The organism is Blastococcus saxobsidens DD2 (assembly GCF_000284015.1).
Classification (GTDB): domain Bacteria; phylum Actinomycetota; class Actinomycetes; order Mycobacteriales; family Geodermatophilaceae; genus Blastococcus; species Blastococcus saxobsidens_A.
Genome location: NC_016943.1, coordinates 2,390,780 through 2,411,714 on the forward strand (window position 1 = coordinate 2,390,780; position 20,935 = coordinate 2,411,714).

Sequence of the window (20,935 nt, forward strand, 5' to 3'; positions counted from 1 at the left end):
GATCCGCGGGCCGACACCGATCGAGGAGAGTGCATGGCCGTCCGAGCCGTCCGGGGCGCGACACAGGTCGAGGCCGACGACCGGAACCAGGTGCTCGAGGCCACCCGTGAGCTGGTCCACGCGGTCATGGCGCGCAACGACCTGCGCTCCGAGGACCTGATCAGCATCCTGTTCACGGCCACGCCCGATCTGGTGTCGGAGTTCCCCGCCCTGGCGGCGCGCGAACTCGGTCTCGGGGACGTGCCGCTGATGTGCGCCACCGAGATCGCGGTGCCGCACGCGCTGCCGCGGGTGCTCCGGCTCATGGCGCACGCCGAGACGCCCAAGGACCGCGCCGACATCCAGCACGTCTACCTCCGGGGCGCGGTCGCGCTCCGGCGGGACATCGCCCAGTGAGTGAGCATCGCAGCGAGCGACGGAGCCGACAGGAGAGTGAGCATCGCAGCGAGCGCCAGCGAGCGAGGAGCGGAGCGACCGCGGAGGCGACCCGTTCCAGAGCGAGCGAGGAGCGGAGCGAGCGGGCTGCGCAGCAGGACAATGGCAGTGCCCAGTGAACGAGTGGGCGCAGAGAGCAGTGAGTGAGCAGATGACCTTCCGCGGCCAGGTGACCCTGGACGGACCGTCGGGGACCGGCAAGTCCAGCGTGGCGCGTGGCGTGGCCGCCCGCCTGGGTGCCGCCTATCTCGACACCGGCGCCATGTACCGGGCGGCCACCGTCGCGGTGCTCGACGCCGGCGTCGACCCGGCCGACGCCGACGGGGTGGCGCGCACGGTCGCCGGGGCCCGCATCGAGGTGGGCACCGACGCAGCCACCGAGACGGTGCGGGTCGACGGTGTCGACGTCGCCGCCCGCATCCGGGGCGCCGAGGTGACCCGTGCCGTCTCCGCCGTCTCCGCCGTGCCGGCGGTGCGCCGCCGGCTGGTCGACCAGCAGCGTGCCCTCGTCGCCGCGGCCGGCACCGTGGTGGTGGAGGGGCGGGACATCGGGACCGTCGTCCTGCCCGACGCGACGCTGAAGATCTACCTCACCGCCGCGCCCGAGGCCCGTGCCCAGCGCCGGGCCGCGCAGTTGGGCATCCGCGAGCAGTCGGAGATCGTCGAGCTCGCCGCCGACCTCCGCCGCCGTGACGAGTTCGACAGCAGTCGGGCCGACAGCCCGCTGCGCCCGGCTGCCGAGGCCATCGTCGTCGACAGCACGGAGCTGGACCAGCAGGGTGTCGTCGACCGGGTGGTCGCGCTCGCCGAGTCGGCCGTGGGTGTGGGGGAGCGGGCGTGACCGACGAGCACACCGGGCCACTGCCCGTCGTCGCCATCGTGGGGCGGCCGAACGTGGGCAAGTCGACCCTGGTGAACCGCTTCCTGGGCCGGCGCGCCGCCGTCGTCCAGGACACCCCCGGCGTGACCCGGGACCGGATCGCCTACGAGGCGCTGTGGAACGGCAAGCGGTTCACGGTCGTGGACACCGGGGGATGGGACCCTCAGGCCGAGGGGCTGGGTGCCTCGATCACCCGCCAGGCCGAGTACGCCATGAAGACGGCCGACGTCATCGTGCTCGTCGTCGACAGCCAGGTGGGCGCCACCGAGACCGACCTGGCCGCCGCGCGGGTGCTCCGGCGCAGTGACCGCCCGGTGATCCTGGTGGCCAACAAGGTCGACGACGAGCGCAGCGAGGCCAACGCGGCCGAGCTGTGGTCGCTGGGCCTGGGGGAGCCGCACGCGGTCAGCGCCCTGCACGGCCGGGCCAGCGGTGACCTGCTCGACCTGGTCCTCGACGCGATGCCCGAGGCGCCGCGCGAGCAGGACGAGGAGGGCGGACCCCGGCGGGTGGCCCTGGTCGGCCGGCCGAACGTCGGCAAGTCGAGCCTGATCAACCGGCTGGCCAAGGAGGAGCGCTCCGTCGTCGACTCCGTCGCGGGCACCACCGTCGACCCGGTCGACTCGCTCGTGAGCCTCGGTGGCGAGGAATGGCGGTTCGTCGACACCGCCGGGCTGCGCCGCAAGGTGAACACCGCCAGCGGGATGGAGTACTACGCCAGCCTGCGCACCGAGGGTGCCATCCAGGCCGCGGAGGTCGCGGTCGTCCTGCTGGCCGCCGACGAGGTCATCAGCGAGCAGGACCAGCGGGTGATCAGCCAGGTCGTGGACGCCGGGCGGGCGCTGGTCATCGCGATCAACAAGTGGGACACCCTCGACGAGGACCGCCACTACCAGCTGAAGCGGGAGATCGAGCGGGAGCTGTCGCGGGTCAAGTGGGCCACGCGGGTCAACATCTCCGCCGCCACCGGCCGGGGCGTCAGCAAGCTCGCCGACCACCTGCGCGCGGCGCTGGCCTCGTGGGAGACCCGGGTGCCCACCGCCGAGTTGAACACCTTCGTGCGGTCCCTGGTGCAGGAGACGCCGCCGCCGGCCCGTGGCGGCCGTGCCCCGAAGATCAAGTACGTGACCCAGGCGGACATCCGCCCGCCGCGGTTCGTCGTCTTCTCCACCGGCTTCCTGGAGGCCGGCTACCGCCGGTTCCTGGAGCGGAAGCTGCGCGAGCAGTTCGGCTTCCACGGCACCCCGATCGAGATCTCGGTGAAGGTGCGCGAGGGCCGGGACAAGGACGGCAAGCGCGGCTGACCACCGTCGGACCCGGCCGGGGCGGTGCGGTAATCTTCCCGGGCGGTCGTCGCGCGGCCCGGAACTCCGGACAGGCGGGCGGCACGCGGGCTGTAGCGCAGCTTGGTAGCGCACCTGACTGGGGGTCAGGGGGTCGCAGGTTCAAATCCTGTCAGCCCGACAGTGGAGCCGCAGGTGAAGGCGGGTCGGCCGGTAAGGTCGGCCCGCCTTTCGCGTGAGTACAGCAACGGACACAGCAACGCGGCTGCGGTACAGCAACGGCCGCCCTCGCAGCGCCCTGATCAGCCGTCTCTGCGTCGAGCTCTGCACGACGTCGCTCCGGCCCGGCCGCGAGCGGGCCGTGCCGACCCGCGGTCGAGCGCTCCCGGTGTCTCGGTCACCCGGGCTCACTCACTTGCCGCTGCCGCGGACCTGCGTGTAGTCGGTCAGCCGGTCCTGGCCCGTTCGGTACGGCCTGTGTCCGGCGCGCCGGGTCCGTTCACGGCAGCCGCATGTGCCCGGTGCCACTGCTGCACCCAGGCGCGGCCGTAGTCGTTGCCGTGCGGGGTGCGCAGCACGGTGTGGATGTGGAAGGGCTGTGGGGTGTCGTAGTCCAGGAATACGCCGCAGTGGTGGTCTAGTTCGGCGATAAGGACCGGTGACTGGAGCCGGTAGTAGAAGACGTCTCCTGGCTCGGACCCGCCGATCCAGGCGAACCACGCCTCGTCGAGGTGCTGCTCGATCTCCCGCATGCGGGCCTGTCGCGGCCCCTCGGGGAGCAGCCGGACGAACGTCTCTGCGATCGCCAGCGCCGTCTTCCGCGCCGGGGGCGGCATGTCGGCGACCCGGATTCCCTCGAAGGGGATCACGCGGTTGTCCTGGAAGGCGCCGGCCAGGTGCCGCTCGTCACCGGGGTGCACCCGCCCCAGTGGCATGGCTGGGTCGACCATCTGCTCGTACACGGTGGCGGCTTGCCGCTGCTCCTCGGGCAGGGCGGCCATCAGCGCGGTGCCGAGGGTGATGCGGTCGGCGAAGACGTCGGCGAGGCCGGCGTGCGGGCCCTCGTCGATCTGGTCGGGCTCGGCGCCCAGGAACACGGGGGAGACGGCCATCCGGCCCTCGACCACGAGGCAGTTGAGTGCGCAGTGGTGGCCGAACAGCTGCCAGCCCCACGGGGCACGGGCGTCGGGGACGCCGTAGAGGGCGATGTTGTAGCTGAACTCGTTGAGCACCGTCTCCAGGTCGACGATCCCGCCGAGGAACCCGTTGATCAGCATCATGGCGTGGGCGAGCTCGTAGCCCTCGGGGGAGAGGGAGGCGCGCATCAGCGCCAGCGCCTTCTCCCGCACCTCGGCCGGCTGCAGGTCCAGCCGCAGGCCGGTGTCGAACTGCATGAACTCCGGGTTGGCCCAGGTCTGCCATTCGACGGCGTCGACAGCGAAGCAGATCCGCTGCCGGCCCTCGTCGTCCAGGACGGCGAGCAGGTCGTGCGCCGCTGCAACCATGGCCTCGACCGGCGCCTCCTCGCCGGGACGGGCCGGCTCGAACGGGTACAGCCCCTCACGAAGCGTCCCGTCCTCGGTGACGCCCCGGAACTCGTTCCGGTACAGCGGGGTCCAGCCCTCGACGAGCCCGCCGGTGAACGTGTCCGGCGTCCGGGCGTGCTCCCGGTAGACGTAGGGGCCCATGCCGCGGACCCCGGCCAGCCGCGGGTGGTCGTGCGGGAAGAGGTACTGGCGGTACTCGCCGGGCATCGTGTCAGGCCTTCCGGGCGTCGTTCGCGACGATGGAGTTGGTGAGGACGCCGAGCCGGTCGACCTCGACCTCGACGACGTCCCCGGGCTGCAGCAGCCACGGTGGCGTCCGGCCGTAGCCCACGCCGGCCGGCGTGCCGGTGGCCAGCAGGTCTCCGGGACGCAGGGTGAACGTCCGCGAGATGAGGGCGAGCGTGTCGCCGACGGTGTAGACCATCTCGTCGGTGCGTGCGTCCTGCACCGTCTGGCCGTTGACGCGGGTCTGCACGCGCAGCCCGTCGCGGAGGTCGCCGACCTCCGCGGCGGGCACGATCGGGCCGAGCGGGCCGGAGCGGTCGCCGTTCTTGCCGAGGATCCACTGGCTGGTCAGCTTCTGCGCGCGGCGGCAGGTCAGGTCGTTGAACGCCGAGTAGCCGACGACGGCGGCCAGTGCTTCCTCCGGGGTGGCGTCGACCAGGGGGGCGCCGACGTAGGCCATCACCTCGCCCTCCCAGTCCAGGCCGTCCTCCTCCGAGGGGACAGGCACCTCTGCGCCGCCCACGGTCAGCGACTGCGTCCAGCGCGCGAAGAGCGTCGGGTACGGCGGTACGCCCTCCCCGGCGAAGGAGCCCTCGGCGACGTGCTTGAGGTAGTTCAGCCCGATGCAGATCACGCGGGCGCCGGGCAGCACCGGGGGTGCGAACTCGACGTCGGTCGCCGGCACCGTCGCCCCGGCGGGCTCGCGGGACAGGAAGCCCGGTGCGTCGGTCCAGAACTCCTCGAGCCCGGCGACGACGGTGATCTGTGCGCCGTCCTCGGACAGCGATGCGACCTCGATCGCGCCGCCGTCCCGGCGGATGCCGGCGATCCTCATGGCTGGACTCCCTCAAGTGTTGGATGGCGCTTCAGGCGGGCTACCGTCGCGTGCAAGCCGGGCGGACGAGCCCGTAGCCCGCCTGACGGGTTACTTGAGGTTCTGGTACTCCTTGGCCACAGCGTCGTAGACGCCGAGGTCCACGAGCCCGCCGTCGACGGGGAAGTCCGATCCGGTGATGAAGCGAGATCCGTCACCGGCGAGGAAAAACACCAGGGGTGCGACGTCCTCGACCTCCGCAGCACGTCCCAGGGGGGTGAAGCGAGTCATGGCCTGAGGGAAGGCGGTGTCTCCCGGGACCAACGCTGTGTTGACGATGCCAGGGTGGATCGCGTTTACCCGGATGTTCCAAGACGCGAACTCCATGGCCGCCACCTTCGTGACCCCCCGCAGCCCCCACTTGCTCGTGGAGTAGGCCGCGGAGAAGTGCCCCGTCATCCCGGCGGCCGACCCCACGTTGACGATCGAACCGCCGCCGCTGTCCCGCATCAGTGGCGCCAAAGCTCGCATGGCCAGGAACGGGCCCACAAGGTTAACGGCCAGGACGTGCTCGAAGTCGTCGCGCGTGGTCTCCATCATCCCGAAGCGGAATGCCACTCCAGCATTGTTGACGAGGACGTCCAGGCGCCCGTGACGATCGCGTAGGTCGTCGGCCAGAGCTCCCCACGCCTGCTCGTCGGTGACGTCAAGCCGGATGAACTCGGCGCTACCGGGTGCAGAAGCGCCGATGTCCTCGGCCAATGCCCGTCCCGCTTCCTGCAGGTCGGTGATGACTACGTGGGCGCCGTGTGCGGCCAGGAGGCGCGCCTCAGCTGCGCCTTGGCCCTGTGCGGCCCCGGTGATGACGGCGACTCGGTCCTTCAGGGCGTCCATGGTTTCTCCTTGGTAGGAACTGGTGTGACCGACGCGGCCACCCCTTCGAATCCCGTTCGACCGGATGGTGCTTCTGCTGACTCAGCGCCGCAGTAATCATGTAGGGCTGGCGTGTAGCCGAGCGGCCACCCAAGCGATCGGCTTACGCGATGCACCGAAGCCCTGCCTACTTGCGCCCGTGATGCATGACCCAAATGCCGCGGGCAGGCGTCGTTCCAGGGTTCCTGAAGAGATGGGGGACCGTCGAGTCGAACCCGATCGCTTCGCCCGCGTGCAGGACGAAGACATCGAATCCGAGAGTCACCTCCAGCTCGCCCTCCAGCAGGATGCCGTACTCGTAGTCGTCGTGACGGAGCATGCGGCCGTCCATGGTGGAGCTGCTGCCCGGGGGATAGACGAGCTCGATGAAGTCCAGCTCGTCGGACTTGCGGACGAGCTGCTCCCAGGAGACGCCGGACTCGAGCACCAGCCGACTTCGCTGACCGGGCGTCGTGACGGAGAACCGTAGTGGCTCAGGGGATTGCTCCCCCCAGGTGACAGCCGGGAAGCCCGGCTTGCCGCGGGGAAGCAGCCCAGCCTCCTCCGAGGAGAGGTCGGATGACCGTGTCGAAGCGGGTGAGCGCTCTTCGGGCTGCCGCGTCACAGGGGCGGCTTCTGCCGGGAGCGTGGCGCCGCCATGCTCATCGAAGAGCCGGTCGATGGATACCCCGAGCAGGCGAGCCAACGAGAACAGTGTGGCGACGGATGGCTGAGACTTGCCGTTCTCGAGTTGCGACACGAAGGACGCCGAGACGCCGAGCTGTCGAGCCACCTCCCGGAGTGACAGGTTCGCCTGTAGCCGTGCGTGCCGCAGCCGACCACCCAACGTTTCCGCGGGATCCATCTCCGCCGGGGCATCCGGTCCCGCGCTGGTGCTCATGCTGGTTCCCCTGTCGCTGACGGTGATTTTTCGATTATCCATCGCATTCGTGACGCTCGCGCCAGTCACGGGAGGCCCCAGCTCATCCCCATGGGGAGATGGCGGTCGGCAGCTGGGATCTGTGGCGGAAGTGGAAACGCGTCGGTGGCACTGCAGTTGCTGCGCGCCGTAGCCGGAACGCAAGCAGGTTCGCCGCCGCAACGCTCCGTGGCCCTCATGGCGCCTGTTTCCACCGACCCTTCTCCTCGCTTGCTGTAGATGCGGACGTCGCCGGAGGGCGGCCCAAGCCCGGCGTCTATGTCATGCCTCCGGTCCGCGGGCCGACCGACACGGGAAGCACCGGCCCTGTGGATCTTCGCTGCCCCGTTCGGCGAGACCGCTGAGCAGCTGTGGTCATGGCACCCATGAGGACCACCCACTCCTCGTCCCCCCAATCCTCCGGTTGGCCTCGTGCCAGTCTGCTGCTTAACACTGGGATGCGCTGCTTAACGGTCAACCGACCCCCCTGGCGCGACGGCGGGCTCCTTCAGGGGGCCTGTATCACCTGAATGTGCCACATCATGGGGCCCGAAAAGATGTTTGTGAAGTGCTTGTGAACACTCGTCTTCGTCTGTACGGTCGGACATCACTGCGTGACGCCGGTCACTACGCACCGGTTACATCCACATCACCGGAGGAGGCGGAGGCAATGGCCCTCGACGCACCAGCGCGGCCCGCCGTCAAGGCGGGGCCTCGATTCACCGTGTCCCGCGGCATGCTCACCGTCACCGTCGCGGTCGCGTTCCTCTTTTTTGCGAGCGCTCTCGTGGCGCCGACGAGCATCAGCCGCGGCGCACTGCTCGGCATGCTGCCCTTCGCCGCCGTGCTGGCGGTCGCCGCGATCGGGCAGACACTGGTGGTCCAGCAAGGGGGCTTCGACCTCTCGGTACCCGGAGCGATCTCACTGGCCGTCGTCATTTCGACGCACCTTCCGAACGGCGACGACAGCGGGCTGCTTCCGGCCCTCGGCCTCGGTCTCGTCGTGGCGGTCGCGGCGGGGATCGGCAACGGTCTCCTCATCGGGCGCCTGGGCCTGAACCCGATCGTTGCGACACTCGGGATGAACGCGCTCCTGTACGCCGGCGTGCTCGGCATATCCGGCGGCGCTCCCCGACGCACCACCGAGCTGCTCCGCAGCGCGACCGGCGGTCTGACCCTCGGCATCCCGAACTCCGTCTACGTGGCGGTCGTGGTCGTGGTCGTGGCCGCGGTCGCGATGAAGAAGACCGCCGCTGGACGTCGGTTCGAGGCGATCGGAGCCAATCCGCATGCGGCCCGGGCCACGGCTCTGCCGGTGACCCGGCACCGAGCCGGCGCGTACGTGTGGGCGCAGATCCTGTACTGGATGGCCGGCGTGATGCTCGCCGGCATCATCGCCCAGCCGACGGCCTTCCAGGGCGACAGCTACCTGCTGCCCTCCGTCGCGGCCGTGGTGCTCGGTGGGACATCGCTGCTCGGCGGCCGCGGATACCTCGTGGCGACGGCGGTTGCCGCACTATTCCTCAGCCAGCTGGGCCAGTTCGTCCTGGCGCTCGGCGTCTCGTTCGCCTTTCGCACCCTCGTGGAGGCGGCGGCCCTGACGGTCGGGGTCGCTCTGTACAGCCTCGACTGGCGGGGCCTCCGCAACCGGTTCGGGCAGAGAAGACCTATCTCCGCCTGAACCGCCTGACCCACCGCACCACTGCACGACCGTCCGCCGTCCCTCGCACGACTCGGAGAGGAATCCTCCTGTGAACCGACCCAAGTTCCCTGCCAAGCCCCTCACGCTGCTCAGCGTGGGTGTCCTGACACTCGCCGCCTGCGGTGGTGGCTCCGACGACACGCAGGCCGCATCCGGCGGCGCTGCCGCCAACGGCGACGTGCCGTCCTGGTGCGGCCCCGACGAGATCGTCCTCGGCATGACCGATGGCTTCGGCGGCAACAGCTGGCGGCTGATCACTACTGCATCGGCCCGCGCCGAGGCAGCCAAGTGCCCGAGCGTGGCCGAGTTCCAGTACGCGGACGGCCAGGGCGACACCCAGAAGGCCATCGCCGACATCCAAGGCATGGTCGCGACCGGCGTCGACGCCCTCGTCTCTTTCCCGGACGCCGGTGAGGCGATGCTGCCCGCTCTCCGGTCCGCCAAGAATGCCGGCGTCGTCACCGTGCCGTACCGGGTGGACCCGGGAGGCGAGCCGGGAGAGGACTACGACGCCTTCATCGGCAGCGATTTCGAGGAGGCGGGCCGGCTCTGGGGTGAATGGATCAAGGAAGTCCTCCCAGAGGGAGGCAACGTCCTCTTCCTCGGTGGCCCTCCCGGGAACAGCCAGAGCCTGGCCGAGGCAGAAGGCCTCCACGAGGTGCTGGACCCGACGGGCAAGTACACGTTCATCGGCGAGCAGCCGTTCGAGGTGACCAACTGGGACCCTGCAGAGACGCAGCAGGTGCTGACCTCCGCGATCGCGCAGAATCCGGAGATCGACGTGATCGTCTCCGACTTCGGCCCCTCGCTGGTCGGCGCGCTCCCCGTGTTCGAACGGAGCGGTCGGTCCATTCCGGCCATCGCGACATCGGACGGCAACGCCCTCGCGTGCTTCTGGGAGGAGAACCAGGAGGCCAACCCCGACTTCGAGCTCTTCACCGTCTCCACGCAGAACGACCACTCGCGGCTGGCCATCCAGCACGCCGTCGCCCGTGCGACGGGCGGAGAGGTGCCGGCGGATGACGTCTATCCGTCCACGGCCTTCGAGAACTCGCTCACCGGCAGCCCCAACCCGGTGACCTGCGAGCCGGAGCTGCCGGGCGACATCTACCTGTCTGCGGAGATGCCGGCCGAGGAGCAGGCAGACGTCATCGAATGACCCGAAACGGCCCGGTGCACCGGTCGCGGAATCCGCGTCGCCGGTGCACCGGCCGGGCTGGACTCCACCCCCTCGACCCCGAAGGACCCCTGGTGACAGAGCAGAAGGAGCAGGCGCCTGTCGCGCTGGCGCGGCCGACGATGATCCTTTCCGGGATCTCGAAAAGCTACGGCGCCGTCTCCGCCCTCAGCGACGTCTCGATCGAGCTCCTGCCGGGAGAGGTCCACGCGCTCCTCGGCGAGAACGGCGCGGGGAAGTCCACGCTCATGGGCGTGGCCTCCGGTACGACCCAGCCCGACACGGGGACGGTCGAGGTGGGCGGCGATGTGATCTCCGCCCTCGACCCGGCGATGGCCGGCCGGCTCGGCATCGCGATCGTCCACCAGCACCCAGCCGTGCTACCCGATCTCACGGTTGCGGAGAACATCCGGGTCGCCGTCCCGCGAGAACACCTGCAGTTCGCCGGGGACGAGGCGTCGGCAATGAGGCAGCTGCTCTCCGACGTGGGGTCCACCGCTCACCTGGAGGACCGCGTCGCCGGTCTGAGCGTCGCGCAGAAGCACCTGCTCGAGCTCGCCAAGGCGCTCGCCCTGCGTCCGAAGCTGCTGATCCTCGACGAGCCGACCGCCCCGCTCGGTCAGGATGCGGTCGACCTGCTCTTCGACCGGGTCCGGACCGCTGCGCGGTCGGGCACGGCGGTCGTCTACATCACCCACCGTCTGGCCGAGGTCCGGGAGCTGGCCGATCGGGTGACTGTGCTCCGGGACGGCCGCAACCGCGGAACGGTCGCGGTCGGGGACGTCACCGACGACGAACTGCTCGCCATGATCGTGGGCCGGGAGCTGGAGTACACGTTCCCGCCCAAGCACCGCATCCGCGAGGACGAAAGGCCGGTCCTCGACGTGCGCGGTCTCACCGGGGACGGCTTCTCCGATGTCTCGTTCAGTGCCGGCCGCGGCGAGATCATCGGCATCGCCGGTGTCGTCGGGAATGGACAGGAGGGCCTGCTCCGGGCCTTGGCCGGCCTGTCCCGGTTCGACGGCGACGTCCGGATCGGGGAGGACGACTTCTCGGTGCGGCGCCTGCACGACTCCTCGGCTTACATGCCGGCTGACCGGCACCACGAGGGCCTGATGATGACGATGTCGGTGCGGGAGAACGCCGCCGTCGCCGGGCTCGAGCGGTTCCGCATCGGTCGGTTCGTCAGCCGCCGCCGCGAGGCGGAACTCGTCGGCGCGGAATTGACCGGCCTCAACGTCAAGGCGCCGTCGATGGAGGCCCCGGTCACCGCGCTCTCCGGTGGCAACCAGCAGAAGGTCGTGATGGCCCGCGCGCTGCTGTCCCAGCCGGCCATCCTGCTCGCCGACGAACCCACCCAGGGCGTCGACGTGGGTGCGCGGTCGGAGATCTACCGGATCCTCCGCGAGGTCTCCGGCGCAGGTGTGCCGGTGGTGGTGGCGTCGTCGGACGCCAAGGAGCTCGAGGGGCTCTGCGATCGCGTGATCGTGCTCTCCCGCGGGCACGTGGTGGCGACCCTCAGCGGCGAGGAGGTCACCGAGGAGCGCATGGTGCACGCCGCAGTCGCATCCACCACCCTCAAGAAGGAGGACCAGGAGCGGGAGGCCAGCTCGGCGCGCTTCTCCTCCCTCCGCCGCCGGCTCGAGGGGGACTACGCCCCGGTGGCGATCCTGGCCGCCGTCATGGTCGTCCTCGCCGCCTACATCTACTCGCAGAACGACCGGTACTTCCTTCCCTTCAACATCACCTCGGTGACGTTGCTCGTCAGTGCTCTCGGCTTCATCGCACTGGGCCAGACGATCGCGCTGATGGTCGGGGGCATCGACCTCTCGGTGGGGCCGCTGGCCGGCTTCCTGGTCGTGGTGGGCTCGTTCTTCCTGCTCGACGAGTCCTCGGGCGCCACCATGGTTCTGGGACTCCTGCTCATGCTGGGTGCCGCGGCGCTGACGGGAGCGGTCAACGGGTCGCTGATCCGGTTCGGCAAGTTCACCGCCGTCGCCGCGACACTGGCCACCTACATCGCGCTCCAGGGCTTCAGCTTCCTGCTGCGCGACCGGCCCGAGGGGCTGATCAGCCGCTCGGTGACCGACGTCATCACGTACACCGTCGGCCCGGTGCCGGTGGCCTTCATCCTGCTCGTCCTGATCGCCGTCGCCATGGAGTACCTCCTGCGACGCAGTCGCTGGGGGATGCAGCTGCGGGCCGTCGGCTCGAACGAAGAGTCGTCCCGCCGCCTCGGCGTGGCCACCACCCGCACCGTGGTGCTGGCGTTCGTGGCGGTGTCCCTGTTCACGTTCCTCGGGGCGCTGGTCCTGCTGGCCCAGCTGGGCATCGGGGACCCCGCCCAGGGCGTCGGCTACACGCTCAGCAGCATCACGGCGGTGGTCCTGGGTGGCACCAGCCTGCTCGGGGGCCGGGGCAGCTTCATCGGCACCCTCCTGGGAGCCGGGCTCATCGTCCAGCTGCTCAACGCGACGACCTTCCTCGGCCTCACGCAGACCTGGCAGTACATCTTCCAAGGAGGGCTCATCGTCATCGCCGCCGTCGTCTACAGCCAGATCCGCGGTACCCGCCGCAGCGTCGCCCACTGACACGGCGACCGCTCACCCGTTCCACCCGACAGAGAAGGGAGCAGTCCTGTGCGTGCTGCCCGCTACTACGGCAAGGGCGACATCCGAGTCGAGGACGTCACCGAGGCGCAGATCCGCGAGCCCGACGACGTCCTCATCGCACCGTCCTACTGCGGCATCTGCGGGACCGATTTGCACGAGTACGCGGTCGGGCCGATCGTCACCCCGACCACGCCGCACCCGTTGACCGGTGTCACGAACCCGCAGATCCTCGGTCACGAGTTCTCGGCCCGGGTCATCGAGGTCGGTCCGGCGGTCCGGGACGTGCGGCCCGGAGACCGGGTCGCGATCATGCCGGCCATCGTCTGCGGCCGGTGCCGGTACTGCCGGCGCGGCCAGGGTCATCTCTGCGTGCAGTTCGCCTGTACCGGCCTGAGCGCCGAGACCGGCGGGATGGCCGAGCTCGCGGTCGTCAAGGAGTACCAGGTCGCAATGCTGCCTGACGAGGTGTCCGACCTCGAGGGCGCCGTCGTCGAGCCCGCGGCCGTGGCTGCGTACGGCGTCGAGCGCGCCGGCGTCACCGGTGGCGACGTCGTGCTCGTCACGGGAGCCGGGCCGATCGGTGTGCTGACCGCGATGTACGCCGGCGCGGCGGGCGCGTCCTCGGTGATCATCTCGGAGCCGAACGAGAACCGGGCGGCGCTGGCCGCACGGCTCGACATCGGGCACGTCGTCGATCCGACCAAGGGTGAGCTAGCGGACCTGGTCGGCGAACTGACCCATGGCGACGGCGTCGACCTGGCTGTGGAGTGCTCGGGCAGCTCACCGGGACTCGCCAGCTGCGTGACGCTGACCCGCAAGCGGGCGGCGATCGTGCAGACGGGCCTGCACACCAGACCGGCCACCCTCGACGCGATGGCGTTGGCCGAGAAGGACCTGACCCTCTACGGCAGCTGGTGCTGGAACACCACCGACTGGCCGCGGATCATCCGGCTCATCGCCACCGGCCAGTACCCGGTGGCCAAGGCCGTCACGACCGAGATCGCGCTCGACGACGTCGTGCCCCGGGGCTTCGACGCCCTCATCGACCCGCACGGCAACGAGCTCAAGGTGCTCGTCCGCGCCGGTTCCTGACCAGCAGAGAAGGGATGCACCGCCATGACGTCCTTCGGCGACATGCACCACGTCGGGATCACCGTCCGAGACCTCGAGGAGTCGCTCCAGTGGTACGAGCGGGTCTTCGACGTGCAACGGGAATTCGTCGCGACCGGCTCGGGGCCCGAGCTGTCCCGGGCGGTGGGGGTGCCGGACGCCGACCTGAGCTTCGCGTTTCTCCGCTTCGGCAGCTGCGTCATCGAGCTGCTCTGCTACGCCAACGAGCGCCAGGAGACCTTCGATAGGTCCAACGCCGACGTCGGCAGCGCGCACGTGTGCATCGACGTCCCGGACCTGCAGCGGGCCTACGAGAACCTGCGGGCCAAGGGCGTGGAGTTCCTTGCGCCTCCGCTTCCCATCGAGGACGGGCCACTCGAGGGGTGCGCCTTCGCCTACTTCAAGGACCCGAACGGCGTGACGCTCGAGCTCTTCCAGAGCGCCGCGCACGGTCACCCGTGACCGCAGTCCCCACGTCGACGAGCCGCTCCGCCTCACCTGGTGGCACTGGCCGAGAGAGCGAGAACCGATGAACAACCACAGAGCGCTGGTGGTGGGCGCCACCGGCCTGACCGGTCGCAACACCGCCGAGCACCTGGCCGCCACCGGCTGGGAGGTCTACGGCATGTCCCGCCATCCGGGCACGGAGGCCGCCGACGTCCGCCCGGTGGCCGGTGACGCGCTTGATCCGGCGTCCGTCGGCGCCGTGGCCGAGGAGGTCCGGGCCACCCACCTCTTCTACTGCACCTGGCTCCGGCAGGACACGGAGGACCTCAACATCGAGGTCAACGGCGCCATGACCCGGAACACCCTCGACGCGGCAGGTCGGGTCGGCACGCTGGAGCACGTCGCGCTGGTGACCGGGCTCAAGCACTACCTCGGGCCGTTCGAGGCCTACGCCCAGAACCCCGCGCAGCCGCCGTTCCGGGAGAGCCAGCCGCGCCTGGAGTACAAGAACTTCTACTACGACCAGGAGGACATCATCTTCGCGGCCGCGGAGAGGTACGGCTTCCGCTGGTCGGTGCACCGGCCGCATACCGTCGTCGGGTATGCCCTCGGCAACGCGATGAACATGGGCGTCACACTCGCCGTCTACGCGACGATCGCCCGGGAGACCGGGCGGCCGTTCGTCTTCCCGGGGTCCCCGGAGCAGTACGACGGGACGACGGACATCACCGACGCGCGGCTGCTGGCCCGTCACCTCGCCTGGGCTGCCACGTCACCGGCAGGGGCGAACGAGGCGTTCAACACCGTCAACGGCGACACCTTCCAGTGGCGCCGGATGTGGGAGGTCGTGGCCGAGGGGCTCGGCGTGGAGGCCGCGCCCTACTTCGGCCACCCCTCGCCCCTGGTCGAGCAGATGGCCGACGCGCCGGCGGTCTGGCGCGGCATCGCCGAGAAGTACGACCTGGCCGAGCCCAACGTGGACCGGCTCGCCCCGTGGTGGCACACCGACAGCGACCTCGGTCGCACCGTCGAGACGTACGCCGACATGACGAAGAGCCGGGAGGCCGGCTTTTCCGACGTCCAGGACAGCGAGCGCTCGTTCCTGGACCTGTTTGACCGGCTCCGCAAGGCGCGGATCATCCCGGCTCGGTGAGCCCGCAATGAACGTCGAAGGCACTGACGGCTCTCTCGTACGTCGTCATCGCAGTCAGCGGCGGCGAGATCCGGTGCTGATCCCACGTCGCCCCACAACTTCTGACCCCTGCTCTCACTGAGAGGACCGAACCCATGAAGGCCGTCCAGTTCCAAGACGTCGACAAGCTGGCGCTCGCGGAGACCGACACCCCGTCGATCTCGGAAGACGAGGTGCTCGTGACCTCGCGGGCGGTGGGGATCTGCCACTCCGACTTCGAGCTGCTCGAGGGGCGCTACATCATCCCGTTCGACTACCCGATCGTCCCGGGCCACGAGTGGGCCGGCGAGATCGTCGAGGTCGGCCGCGCCGTCACCGACTTCAAGCCCGGTGACCGCGTGGTGGGGGAGTGCGTCATCGGGGAGGACCACTTCGGGTTCTCCATCTCCGGTGCTGCGGCCGAGTACTTCGTGGCCCGGCCGGAGTGGCTGCACCGCGTGCCGGAGGAGCTGACCGACACCCAGGCCGCGCTCGTCGAGCCGTTCAGCTGTGCCTATTTCGCGGCCATGCGGGCGGACAACCTCAACGCCAGCGACACGGCCGTCGTCTTCGGTGCCGGCCCGATCGGGCTGAGCTGCGTGGCCGTCGCCTCGGCGCTGGGTGCCCGGGTCATCGTCGCCGAACCCAACGCCTCCCGGGCGGATCTGGCGCGGCGGCTCGGCGCCGACGAGGTCGTCGATCCGACGGCCGACGGCTTCCTCGACGCGATGCAGGAGCTGACCCGGGGCCAGGGAGCCGACGTGGTGCTGGAGGCCTCCGGACAGCCGGCCGCCATGGCCGCGACGCTGGAGGTGGCCGGTCTCAACGCGCGACTGGTCAACATCGGCATCGACGTCGGCCGCAGCGCGCCGGCGCAGCTCGGTCTCATCCAGTCCAAGCAGCTGCAGATCCGGGGCAGCATCGGTTCCCCGGGGGTGTGGCCGCAGACGCTGCGCTTCCTCGCCCGCACCGGGATCGACCTCTCCCCCATGGTGACGCGTCGTTTCGGTTTGGACGAGGCCCCCGACGCCTACGCCGCCGCCCGGCAGACCGGGGAGAACATCAAGGTGCACATCGAGAACCGGAGTCAGCGGTGAAGGCCCTCGTCCTGCACGCCGCGGGAGACGCCCGGATCGAGGAGCGCCCCGAGCCGCCGGCCCCGGGCCTCGGCGACGTGAGGCTCAGGGTCGTGCGAGCGGGCTTGTGCGGTACGGACGCCACCGAGTTCGCGGCCGGCCCGGTGATGACCCCGTTGGAGAGACGCCACCCGGCCAGCGGCGTGCAGGGGCCGGTCGTGCTCGGACACGAGTTCATCGGTGTCGTCGACGAGGTCGGGTCCGCCGTCGACCGGTTCGCCGTCGGCGACCGCGTGGCTGCCGGCGCCGGCGTGTGGTGCGGCCGCTGCGACTGGTGCCGGCGCGGGCAGACGAATCTCTGCGCGTCCTACTGGACCTACGGCCTGTCCGCCGACGGCGGTCTCACCGAACGCATCACCGTGCCGGCCGCGATGCTGCACCCGATCGCGCCGCACGTGTCCGACGACAATGCCGCTCTCGCGCAGCCGCTCGCCGTCGGCATCCACGCGGTGGACCGCAGCCGCATCCGGCAGGGGGATGTCGTCGTGGTGCATGGGGTCGGCGCGATCGGCTCCTTCATCGTCGCCGGCGCCGTGGCGGCCGGCGCCGGCGCGGTGGTCGCCGTGGATGTGGACGCCGGCCGTTTGCAGGTGGCGACCCAACTGGGTGCCACCCACACGGTCGACGCGACCGAGGCGGACCCGCTGGAGGCCGTGCGGGAGCTGACCGGGTCCTCCCTGGCCGACGTCACCGTCGAGGCGAGCGGACTGGCCGACGGCCTGTCCCGGGTGCAGCGGCTCACCCGGCGAGGGGGCACCGTGCTGCTCGTCGGGCTGCCCAAGAAGGAGGTGTCCTTCAACGCCGTCGACCTGATCCTGCGGGAGATCGACGTGATGACCACTGTCGCGCACGTCTGCGACACCAACCTGCCCGCAGCGCTGGACCTGCTGGCCCAACGCGACCTGGCGTCGTTGCTGGTCGAGAAGGTCGTCCCGCTGGAACACGCCGTGGAGGACGCTCTCGTCCCCATGGCAGAGGGCGCCTCGCGAGGAAAGCTCCTGGTCGACACCGAGGTGACGGCATGAGCAACGGACAGCTCTTCAGCGAGGAACGGTCGGCCGAAGTCGTGGCCGCCAGCTTCGACAAGACCCCGGAGCCGCGGCTGCGGCAGATCTTGACCTCGCTCGCCCATCACCTGCACGCATTCGTGAAGGACGTCGAGCTCACCGAGGAGGAGTGGGGCTTCGCGATCGACTTCCTCACCCGCACCGGGCACATGAGCAACGACGTGCGACAGGAGTTCATCCTGCTCTCCGACGTACTCGGGATCTCGATGCTGGTGGAGACGATCAATCACCGGACCGGCGGGACGTCGACCGAGTCCACGGTGCTGGGCCCCTTCCACATGGTGGAGTCCCCGGAGCGGCAGCTGGGGGACGACATCGCGCTGGACGGCAAGGGCACCCCGTGCCTGGTGTCCGGGAGAGTGACCGGCCCGGACGGCGAACCGTTGGCCGGTGCCTCGGTGGATGTGTGGCAGACCAACGAAGACGGCTTCTACGACGTCCAGCAGCCGGACATCCAGCCGGCCGGCAATCTGCGCGGGCTGTTCACCGCCGACGCCGACGGGCGCTTCTGGTTCCGGTCGGTGGTGCCGCGGTACTATCCGATCCCCGACGACGGGCCGGTCGGGCAACTACTGGCTGCCACCGGCCGGCATCCCAACCGGCCGGCGCACCTGCACTTCATCGTCGCGGCGCCCGGCTATCGGCCGGTGACGACGCACGTGTTCGTCGCCGACAGCCCGTACCTGGACTCCGACGCGGTCTTCGGCGTGAAGGAAAGCCTCATCCGGGATGTGCCGGAGGTCGACGACCCGGCGCGGGCCGCGGAAGCAGGGCTGCCCAACCCGTTCCGGACCCTGACCTTCGACCTCACTCTGCTGCGGGCGGACCAGGCTCCGCCGGCGGCTCAGCCTGCCCAGGCGCAGCCGACCGTGGTGCGAGGAGCGCCGTCGTGATCTGGCCGTTCACGTACCAGGCGCTGCCGATGCGCGTGGTGTTCGGCGCAGGGGCCCTGGCCTCCTTGCCGGAGGAAGTCGAGGCGCTCGGCCTGACCGGGGTCCTGGTGCTCTGCTCGCCGGAGCAGGAGGCGACCGGCCGGGCTGTCGCCGCCGCCCTGGGGAAGCGAGCGGCGGGCGTGCTGCCCGAGGCGCGGATGCACGTGCCGGTCGAGGTCGCCACTCGCGCTCGGGGCGTCGCCCGGGATCTGGGTGCTGACGGGTGCGTGGCCGTGGGGGGCGGGTCGGCGGTCGGCCTGGGCAAGGCGATCGCGCTCGAGCACGGCCTACCGGTGATCGCCGTGCCGACGACCTATGCCGGCTCGGAGATGACCCCGGTGTGGGGGCTGACGGAGGGTGGGCAGAAACGCACCGGGCGCGACGTCCGCGTCCTGCCGCGCACCGTCGTCTACGACCCGGAGCTGACGCTGACCCTGCCTGCCGGCATGTCCGCCACCAGCGGGATGAACGCCATCGCGCACGCCGTCGAGGGCCTGTACGCACCGGACGCGTCCCCAATCATCTCTTTGATGGCCGAGGAGGGCGCTCGGGCGCTGACCGCGGCTCTGCCCCGGGTGGTCGCCGACGGCGGCGATCTCGAGGCCCGTGGAGAAGCGCAGTACGGCGCGTGGTTGTGCGGCGCGGTGCTCGCCGCCACGACGATGTCCTTGCACCACAAGCTCTGCCACACCCTCGGCGGCACCCTCGACCTGCCGCACGCGCAGACGCACACCGTGGTGCTGCCGCACGCGCTCGCCTACAACCAGCCGGCCGCCCCGGACGCGGTCGCTGCGCTCTCCCGTGCTCTCGGCGGCGCGCCGGACCCGGCCCGGGAGCTGTGGGAGCTCGCCGGCCGGCTGGGCGCACCACGGTCACTGGCCGAGCTCGGCATGCGGGAAGCGGACGTCGGACGGGTCGTCGAGCTCGCCGTCGCGAACCCCTACGGCAACCCCCGGCCGGTCACCCGCGACGGCGTCGAGTCCCTGCTGCGTGCCGCGTGGGCCGGGCAACCGCCGCCCGCGCTGCGGCAGTAGGGCGGCGAGGTGCGGCCGGGCGTCACTCCGGCCGCACCGACGCCCGGTCCTTCCCGCGGACGAGCCAGTCGTCCCCGGGCGTCGTACCAGCGTCCCGCTGACAGCAGCGGGGCGAAGTTCGGATCTAGGAGGTTCCGTCATGGAGGTCGGGTTTGCCGGTCTGGGCCGGATGGGGCGCCCGATGGTGCGTCATCTGGCGCTCGCCGGTCACCGCGTCGTCGGGTACGACCCTGCGGTCCCCGCCGGCGCCGTACCTCAGGAGCTGGAGGTCGACGGCGTCGAGGTGGTCGGGGACTCGACCCGGCTGGCCGGGACCGAGGTCTCGGTGAGCATGCTCCCGGATGCCGCAGCCACCGAAGCGCTGCTCGTCGGGGACCGCGGGTTCCTCGCCCACTGCGGGCCCTCGCACGTGCACGTGGTCATGGGAACCGTGGGAGCGGCCGCCGTCCGGGCACTCGCCGAGAAGACGCGCGCGGCCGGCGTCGTGCTCGTCGATGCACCGGTGTCCGGCAGCGTGAGCATGGCGGAGACGGCCACCATCACGGCGATGGTCGGCGCGGACCCCGCGGTGTTCGCGACCGTCCGGCCTCTTCTGGCCGCCATGACGCGGGCGCAGTTCCACACCGGGCCGGTCGGCTCGGGATCGGCCGCCAAACTCGCCGTGAACCTCGCGCTCGCGTCGCTGAACCAGGCCGTGGCGGAGGCACTCGTCGTCGCGAAGGCCGATGGGCTGGACTCCGACGTGTTCTACGACGTCCTCCAGGAGAGCGCCGTGGCCGCGCCGTACGTGTCCTACAAGCGCGAGACGTTCCTGCGGCCGGAGAGCGTCGACGTCGCCTTCCCGATCTCCCTGCTGCAGAAGGACGTCGGGTTGGGCCTGGAGCTCGCCCGCGAGCACAACCTGAACCTGCCCGTCGCGGCCACGGTCGGTCACGTCCTCGAGGACGCCCGCCGAGCCGGGCTGGCCGAGCGGGACATGGCCGAGGTCCTGCTCCTGCTCCGGGACACCAACCAATTGGAGGAACCATGACCCTGCCCGACACGCTCTCGACCAGCGAGATCGACGAACTCGAGGACCGGCGGTACGCGGCGATGGTCGACGCCGACCTCGACGCGCTGGAAGAGCTGCTCAGCGACGACGTGCGGTATGCCCACTCGAACGCATCGGTCGACAGCAAGGCTTCCTACCTGGAACTGCTGCGCAACGGGACGCTGGTCTACCACAACCTTGAGCACACCACCGAGGCGGTCGTGAGCCGACCCGGCGTCGTGATCGTCGGCGGCACGATGTCTGGATCGATCCACATGAACGGGGCGGCCAAGACGCTCAACAGCCGGGTCGCCGCAGTGTGGGTGGCCGAAGGGGAGCGGTGGCGCCTGCTCGCATTCCAGCCCACACCTCTTCCCTCGTGAGCTGTACGGCTTGGGGAGATTGCGGGGCCGGAGCAGCATGCCCGACTGTCGCACCAGGGCCGATGTCCTCGAGGAAGTGATGAGGGCGTCTCCAGGCTGATCCGAAATTTCGAACTGGC

The 20,935-nt window shown here is 70.4% G+C and carries 19 protein-coding genes and 1 tRNA gene; 16 read left to right on the forward strand and 4 right to left on the reverse strand.

The genetic code is table 11. The annotated features are described in order from the left end of the window. Nucleotides 1-33 precede the first annotated feature (33 nt). The 4 genes from aroH to BLASA_RS11290 all read left to right on the forward strand — a co-directional run bounded on the left by aroH (nucleotide 34) and on the right by BLASA_RS11290 (nucleotide 2,779). Nucleotides 34-396 (forward strand): chorismate mutase, encoded by a 363-nt coding sequence (gene aroH / locus BLASA_RS11275; protein ID WP_014376264.1) that lies wholly within the window; start codon nucleotides 34-36, stop codon nucleotides 394-396. A gap of 178 nt (nucleotides 397-574) precedes the next feature. Further along, entirely contained in the window at nucleotides 575-1,276 is a 702-nt protein-coding gene (gene cmk / locus BLASA_RS11280) for a (d)CMP kinase (RefSeq protein ID WP_231839610.1), read from the forward strand. Continuing rightward, the gene (gene der / locus BLASA_RS11285) at nucleotides 1,273-2,619 is read left to right on the forward strand and encodes a ribosome biogenesis GTPase Der (RefSeq protein ID WP_014376266.1); all 1,347 of its coding nucleotides are present in this window, start codon (nucleotides 1,273-1,275) and stop codon (nucleotides 2,617-2,619) included. Before cmk ends, der begins: the two co-directional genes overlap by 4 nt. A gap of 86 nt (nucleotides 2,620-2,705) precedes the next feature. Next, nucleotides 2,706-2,779, forward strand: a tRNA-Pro gene (locus BLASA_RS11290). Nucleotides 2,780-3,044: 265 nt separating this feature from the next. Here the strand turns inward: BLASA_RS11290 and BLASA_RS11295 are convergent. The 4 genes from BLASA_RS11295 to BLASA_RS11310 form a co-directional block, all read right to left on the reverse strand. Continuing rightward, complete coding sequence (locus BLASA_RS11295; protein ID WP_014376267.1) at nucleotides 3,045-4,352, reverse strand: DUF3500 domain-containing protein; 1,308 nt, start codon at nucleotides 4,350-4,352, stop codon at nucleotides 3,045-3,047. 4 nt (nucleotides 4,353-4,356) lie between these two features. Next, on the reverse strand, nucleotides 4,357-5,205 hold the full coding sequence (locus tag BLASA_RS11300) for a fumarylacetoacetate hydrolase family protein (RefSeq protein WP_014376268.1): 849 nt from the start codon (nucleotides 5,203-5,205) through the stop codon (nucleotides 4,357-4,359). A gap of 90 nt (nucleotides 5,206-5,295) precedes the next feature. Continuing rightward, nucleotides 5,296-6,078: an SDR family NAD(P)-dependent oxidoreductase gene (locus BLASA_RS11305; protein ID WP_014376269.1), complete on the reverse strand. Its 783-nt coding sequence runs from the start codon at nucleotides 6,076-6,078 to the stop codon at nucleotides 5,296-5,298. Between the two features lie 166 nt (nucleotides 6,079-6,244). Beyond that, a complete protein-coding gene (locus BLASA_RS11310) occupies nucleotides 6,245-6,997 on the reverse strand; it encodes a helix-turn-helix domain-containing protein (protein WP_014376270.1) in 753 nt (250 codons plus the stop codon). A 754-nt stretch (nucleotides 6,998-7,751) separates the two neighbouring features. Here BLASA_RS11310 and BLASA_RS11315 point away from each other — a divergent pair. The 12 genes from BLASA_RS11315 to BLASA_RS11370 all read left to right on the forward strand — a co-directional run bounded on the left by BLASA_RS11315 (nucleotide 7,752) and on the right by BLASA_RS11370 (nucleotide 20,816). Continuing rightward, nucleotides 7,752-8,696, forward strand: a complete 945-nt coding sequence (locus BLASA_RS11315) for an ABC transporter permease (protein WP_197536286.1) — start codon at nucleotides 7,752-7,754, stop codon at nucleotides 8,694-8,696. Between the two features lie 70 nt (nucleotides 8,697-8,766). Beyond that, nucleotides 8,767-9,876 (forward strand): substrate-binding domain-containing protein, encoded by a 1,110-nt coding sequence (locus tag BLASA_RS11320; RefSeq protein ID WP_014376273.1) that lies wholly within the window; start codon nucleotides 8,767-8,769, stop codon nucleotides 9,874-9,876. Nucleotides 9,877-9,968: 92 nt separating this feature from the next. Next, nucleotides 9,969-12,485 carry an ATP-binding cassette domain-containing protein gene (locus tag BLASA_RS11325; RefSeq protein ID WP_014376274.1) on the forward strand — a complete coding sequence of 839 codons (2,517 nt, stop codon included), beginning with the start codon at nucleotides 9,969-9,971 and terminating at the stop codon, nucleotides 12,483-12,485. A 48-nt stretch (nucleotides 12,486-12,533) separates the two neighbouring features. Next, the gene (locus BLASA_RS11330; RefSeq protein ID WP_014376275.1) at nucleotides 12,534-13,598 is read left to right on the forward strand and encodes an alcohol dehydrogenase catalytic domain-containing protein; all 1,065 of its coding nucleotides are present in this window, start codon (nucleotides 12,534-12,536) and stop codon (nucleotides 13,596-13,598) included. Between the two features lie 24 nt (nucleotides 13,599-13,622). Next, nucleotides 13,623-14,078 carry a VOC family protein gene (locus BLASA_RS11335; protein ID WP_014376276.1) on the forward strand — a complete coding sequence of 152 codons (456 nt, stop codon included), beginning with the start codon at nucleotides 13,623-13,625 and terminating at the stop codon, nucleotides 14,076-14,078. A gap of 67 nt (nucleotides 14,079-14,145) precedes the next feature. Further along, entirely contained in the window at nucleotides 14,146-15,216 is a 1,071-nt protein-coding gene (locus BLASA_RS11340) for an SDR family oxidoreductase (RefSeq protein ID WP_014376277.1), read from the forward strand. A gap of 134 nt (nucleotides 15,217-15,350) precedes the next feature. After that, nucleotides 15,351-16,331, forward strand: coding sequence for a zinc-dependent alcohol dehydrogenase (locus BLASA_RS11345; protein ID WP_014376278.1), 981 nt, complete (start codon nucleotides 15,351-15,353; stop codon nucleotides 16,329-16,331). Continuing rightward, a complete protein-coding gene (locus tag BLASA_RS11350; RefSeq protein ID WP_014376279.1) occupies nucleotides 16,328-17,395 on the forward strand; it encodes a zinc-dependent alcohol dehydrogenase in 1,068 nt (355 codons plus the stop codon). Before BLASA_RS11345 ends, BLASA_RS11350 begins: the two co-directional genes overlap by 4 nt. Next, nucleotides 17,392-18,330 (forward strand): intradiol ring-cleavage dioxygenase, encoded by a 939-nt coding sequence (locus BLASA_RS11355; protein WP_014376280.1) that lies wholly within the window; start codon nucleotides 17,392-17,394, stop codon nucleotides 18,328-18,330. The genes BLASA_RS11350 and BLASA_RS11355 overlap by 4 nt, the downstream gene beginning before the upstream one ends. Beyond that, entirely contained in the window at nucleotides 18,327-19,403 is a 1,077-nt protein-coding gene (locus BLASA_RS11360) for a maleylacetate reductase (protein WP_014376281.1), read from the forward strand. Before BLASA_RS11355 ends, BLASA_RS11360 begins: the two co-directional genes overlap by 4 nt. Nucleotides 19,404-19,542: 139 nt before the next feature. Beyond that, nucleotides 19,543-20,433 carry an NAD(P)-dependent oxidoreductase gene (locus BLASA_RS11365; RefSeq protein WP_014376282.1) on the forward strand — a complete coding sequence of 297 codons (891 nt, stop codon included), beginning with the start codon at nucleotides 19,543-19,545 and terminating at the stop codon, nucleotides 20,431-20,433. Further along, on the forward strand, nucleotides 20,430-20,816 hold the full coding sequence (locus BLASA_RS11370; RefSeq protein ID WP_014376283.1) for a nuclear transport factor 2 family protein: 387 nt from the start codon (nucleotides 20,430-20,432) through the stop codon (nucleotides 20,814-20,816). The genes BLASA_RS11365 and BLASA_RS11370 overlap by 4 nt, the downstream gene beginning before the upstream one ends. Nucleotides 20,817-20,935 lie beyond the last annotated feature (119 nt).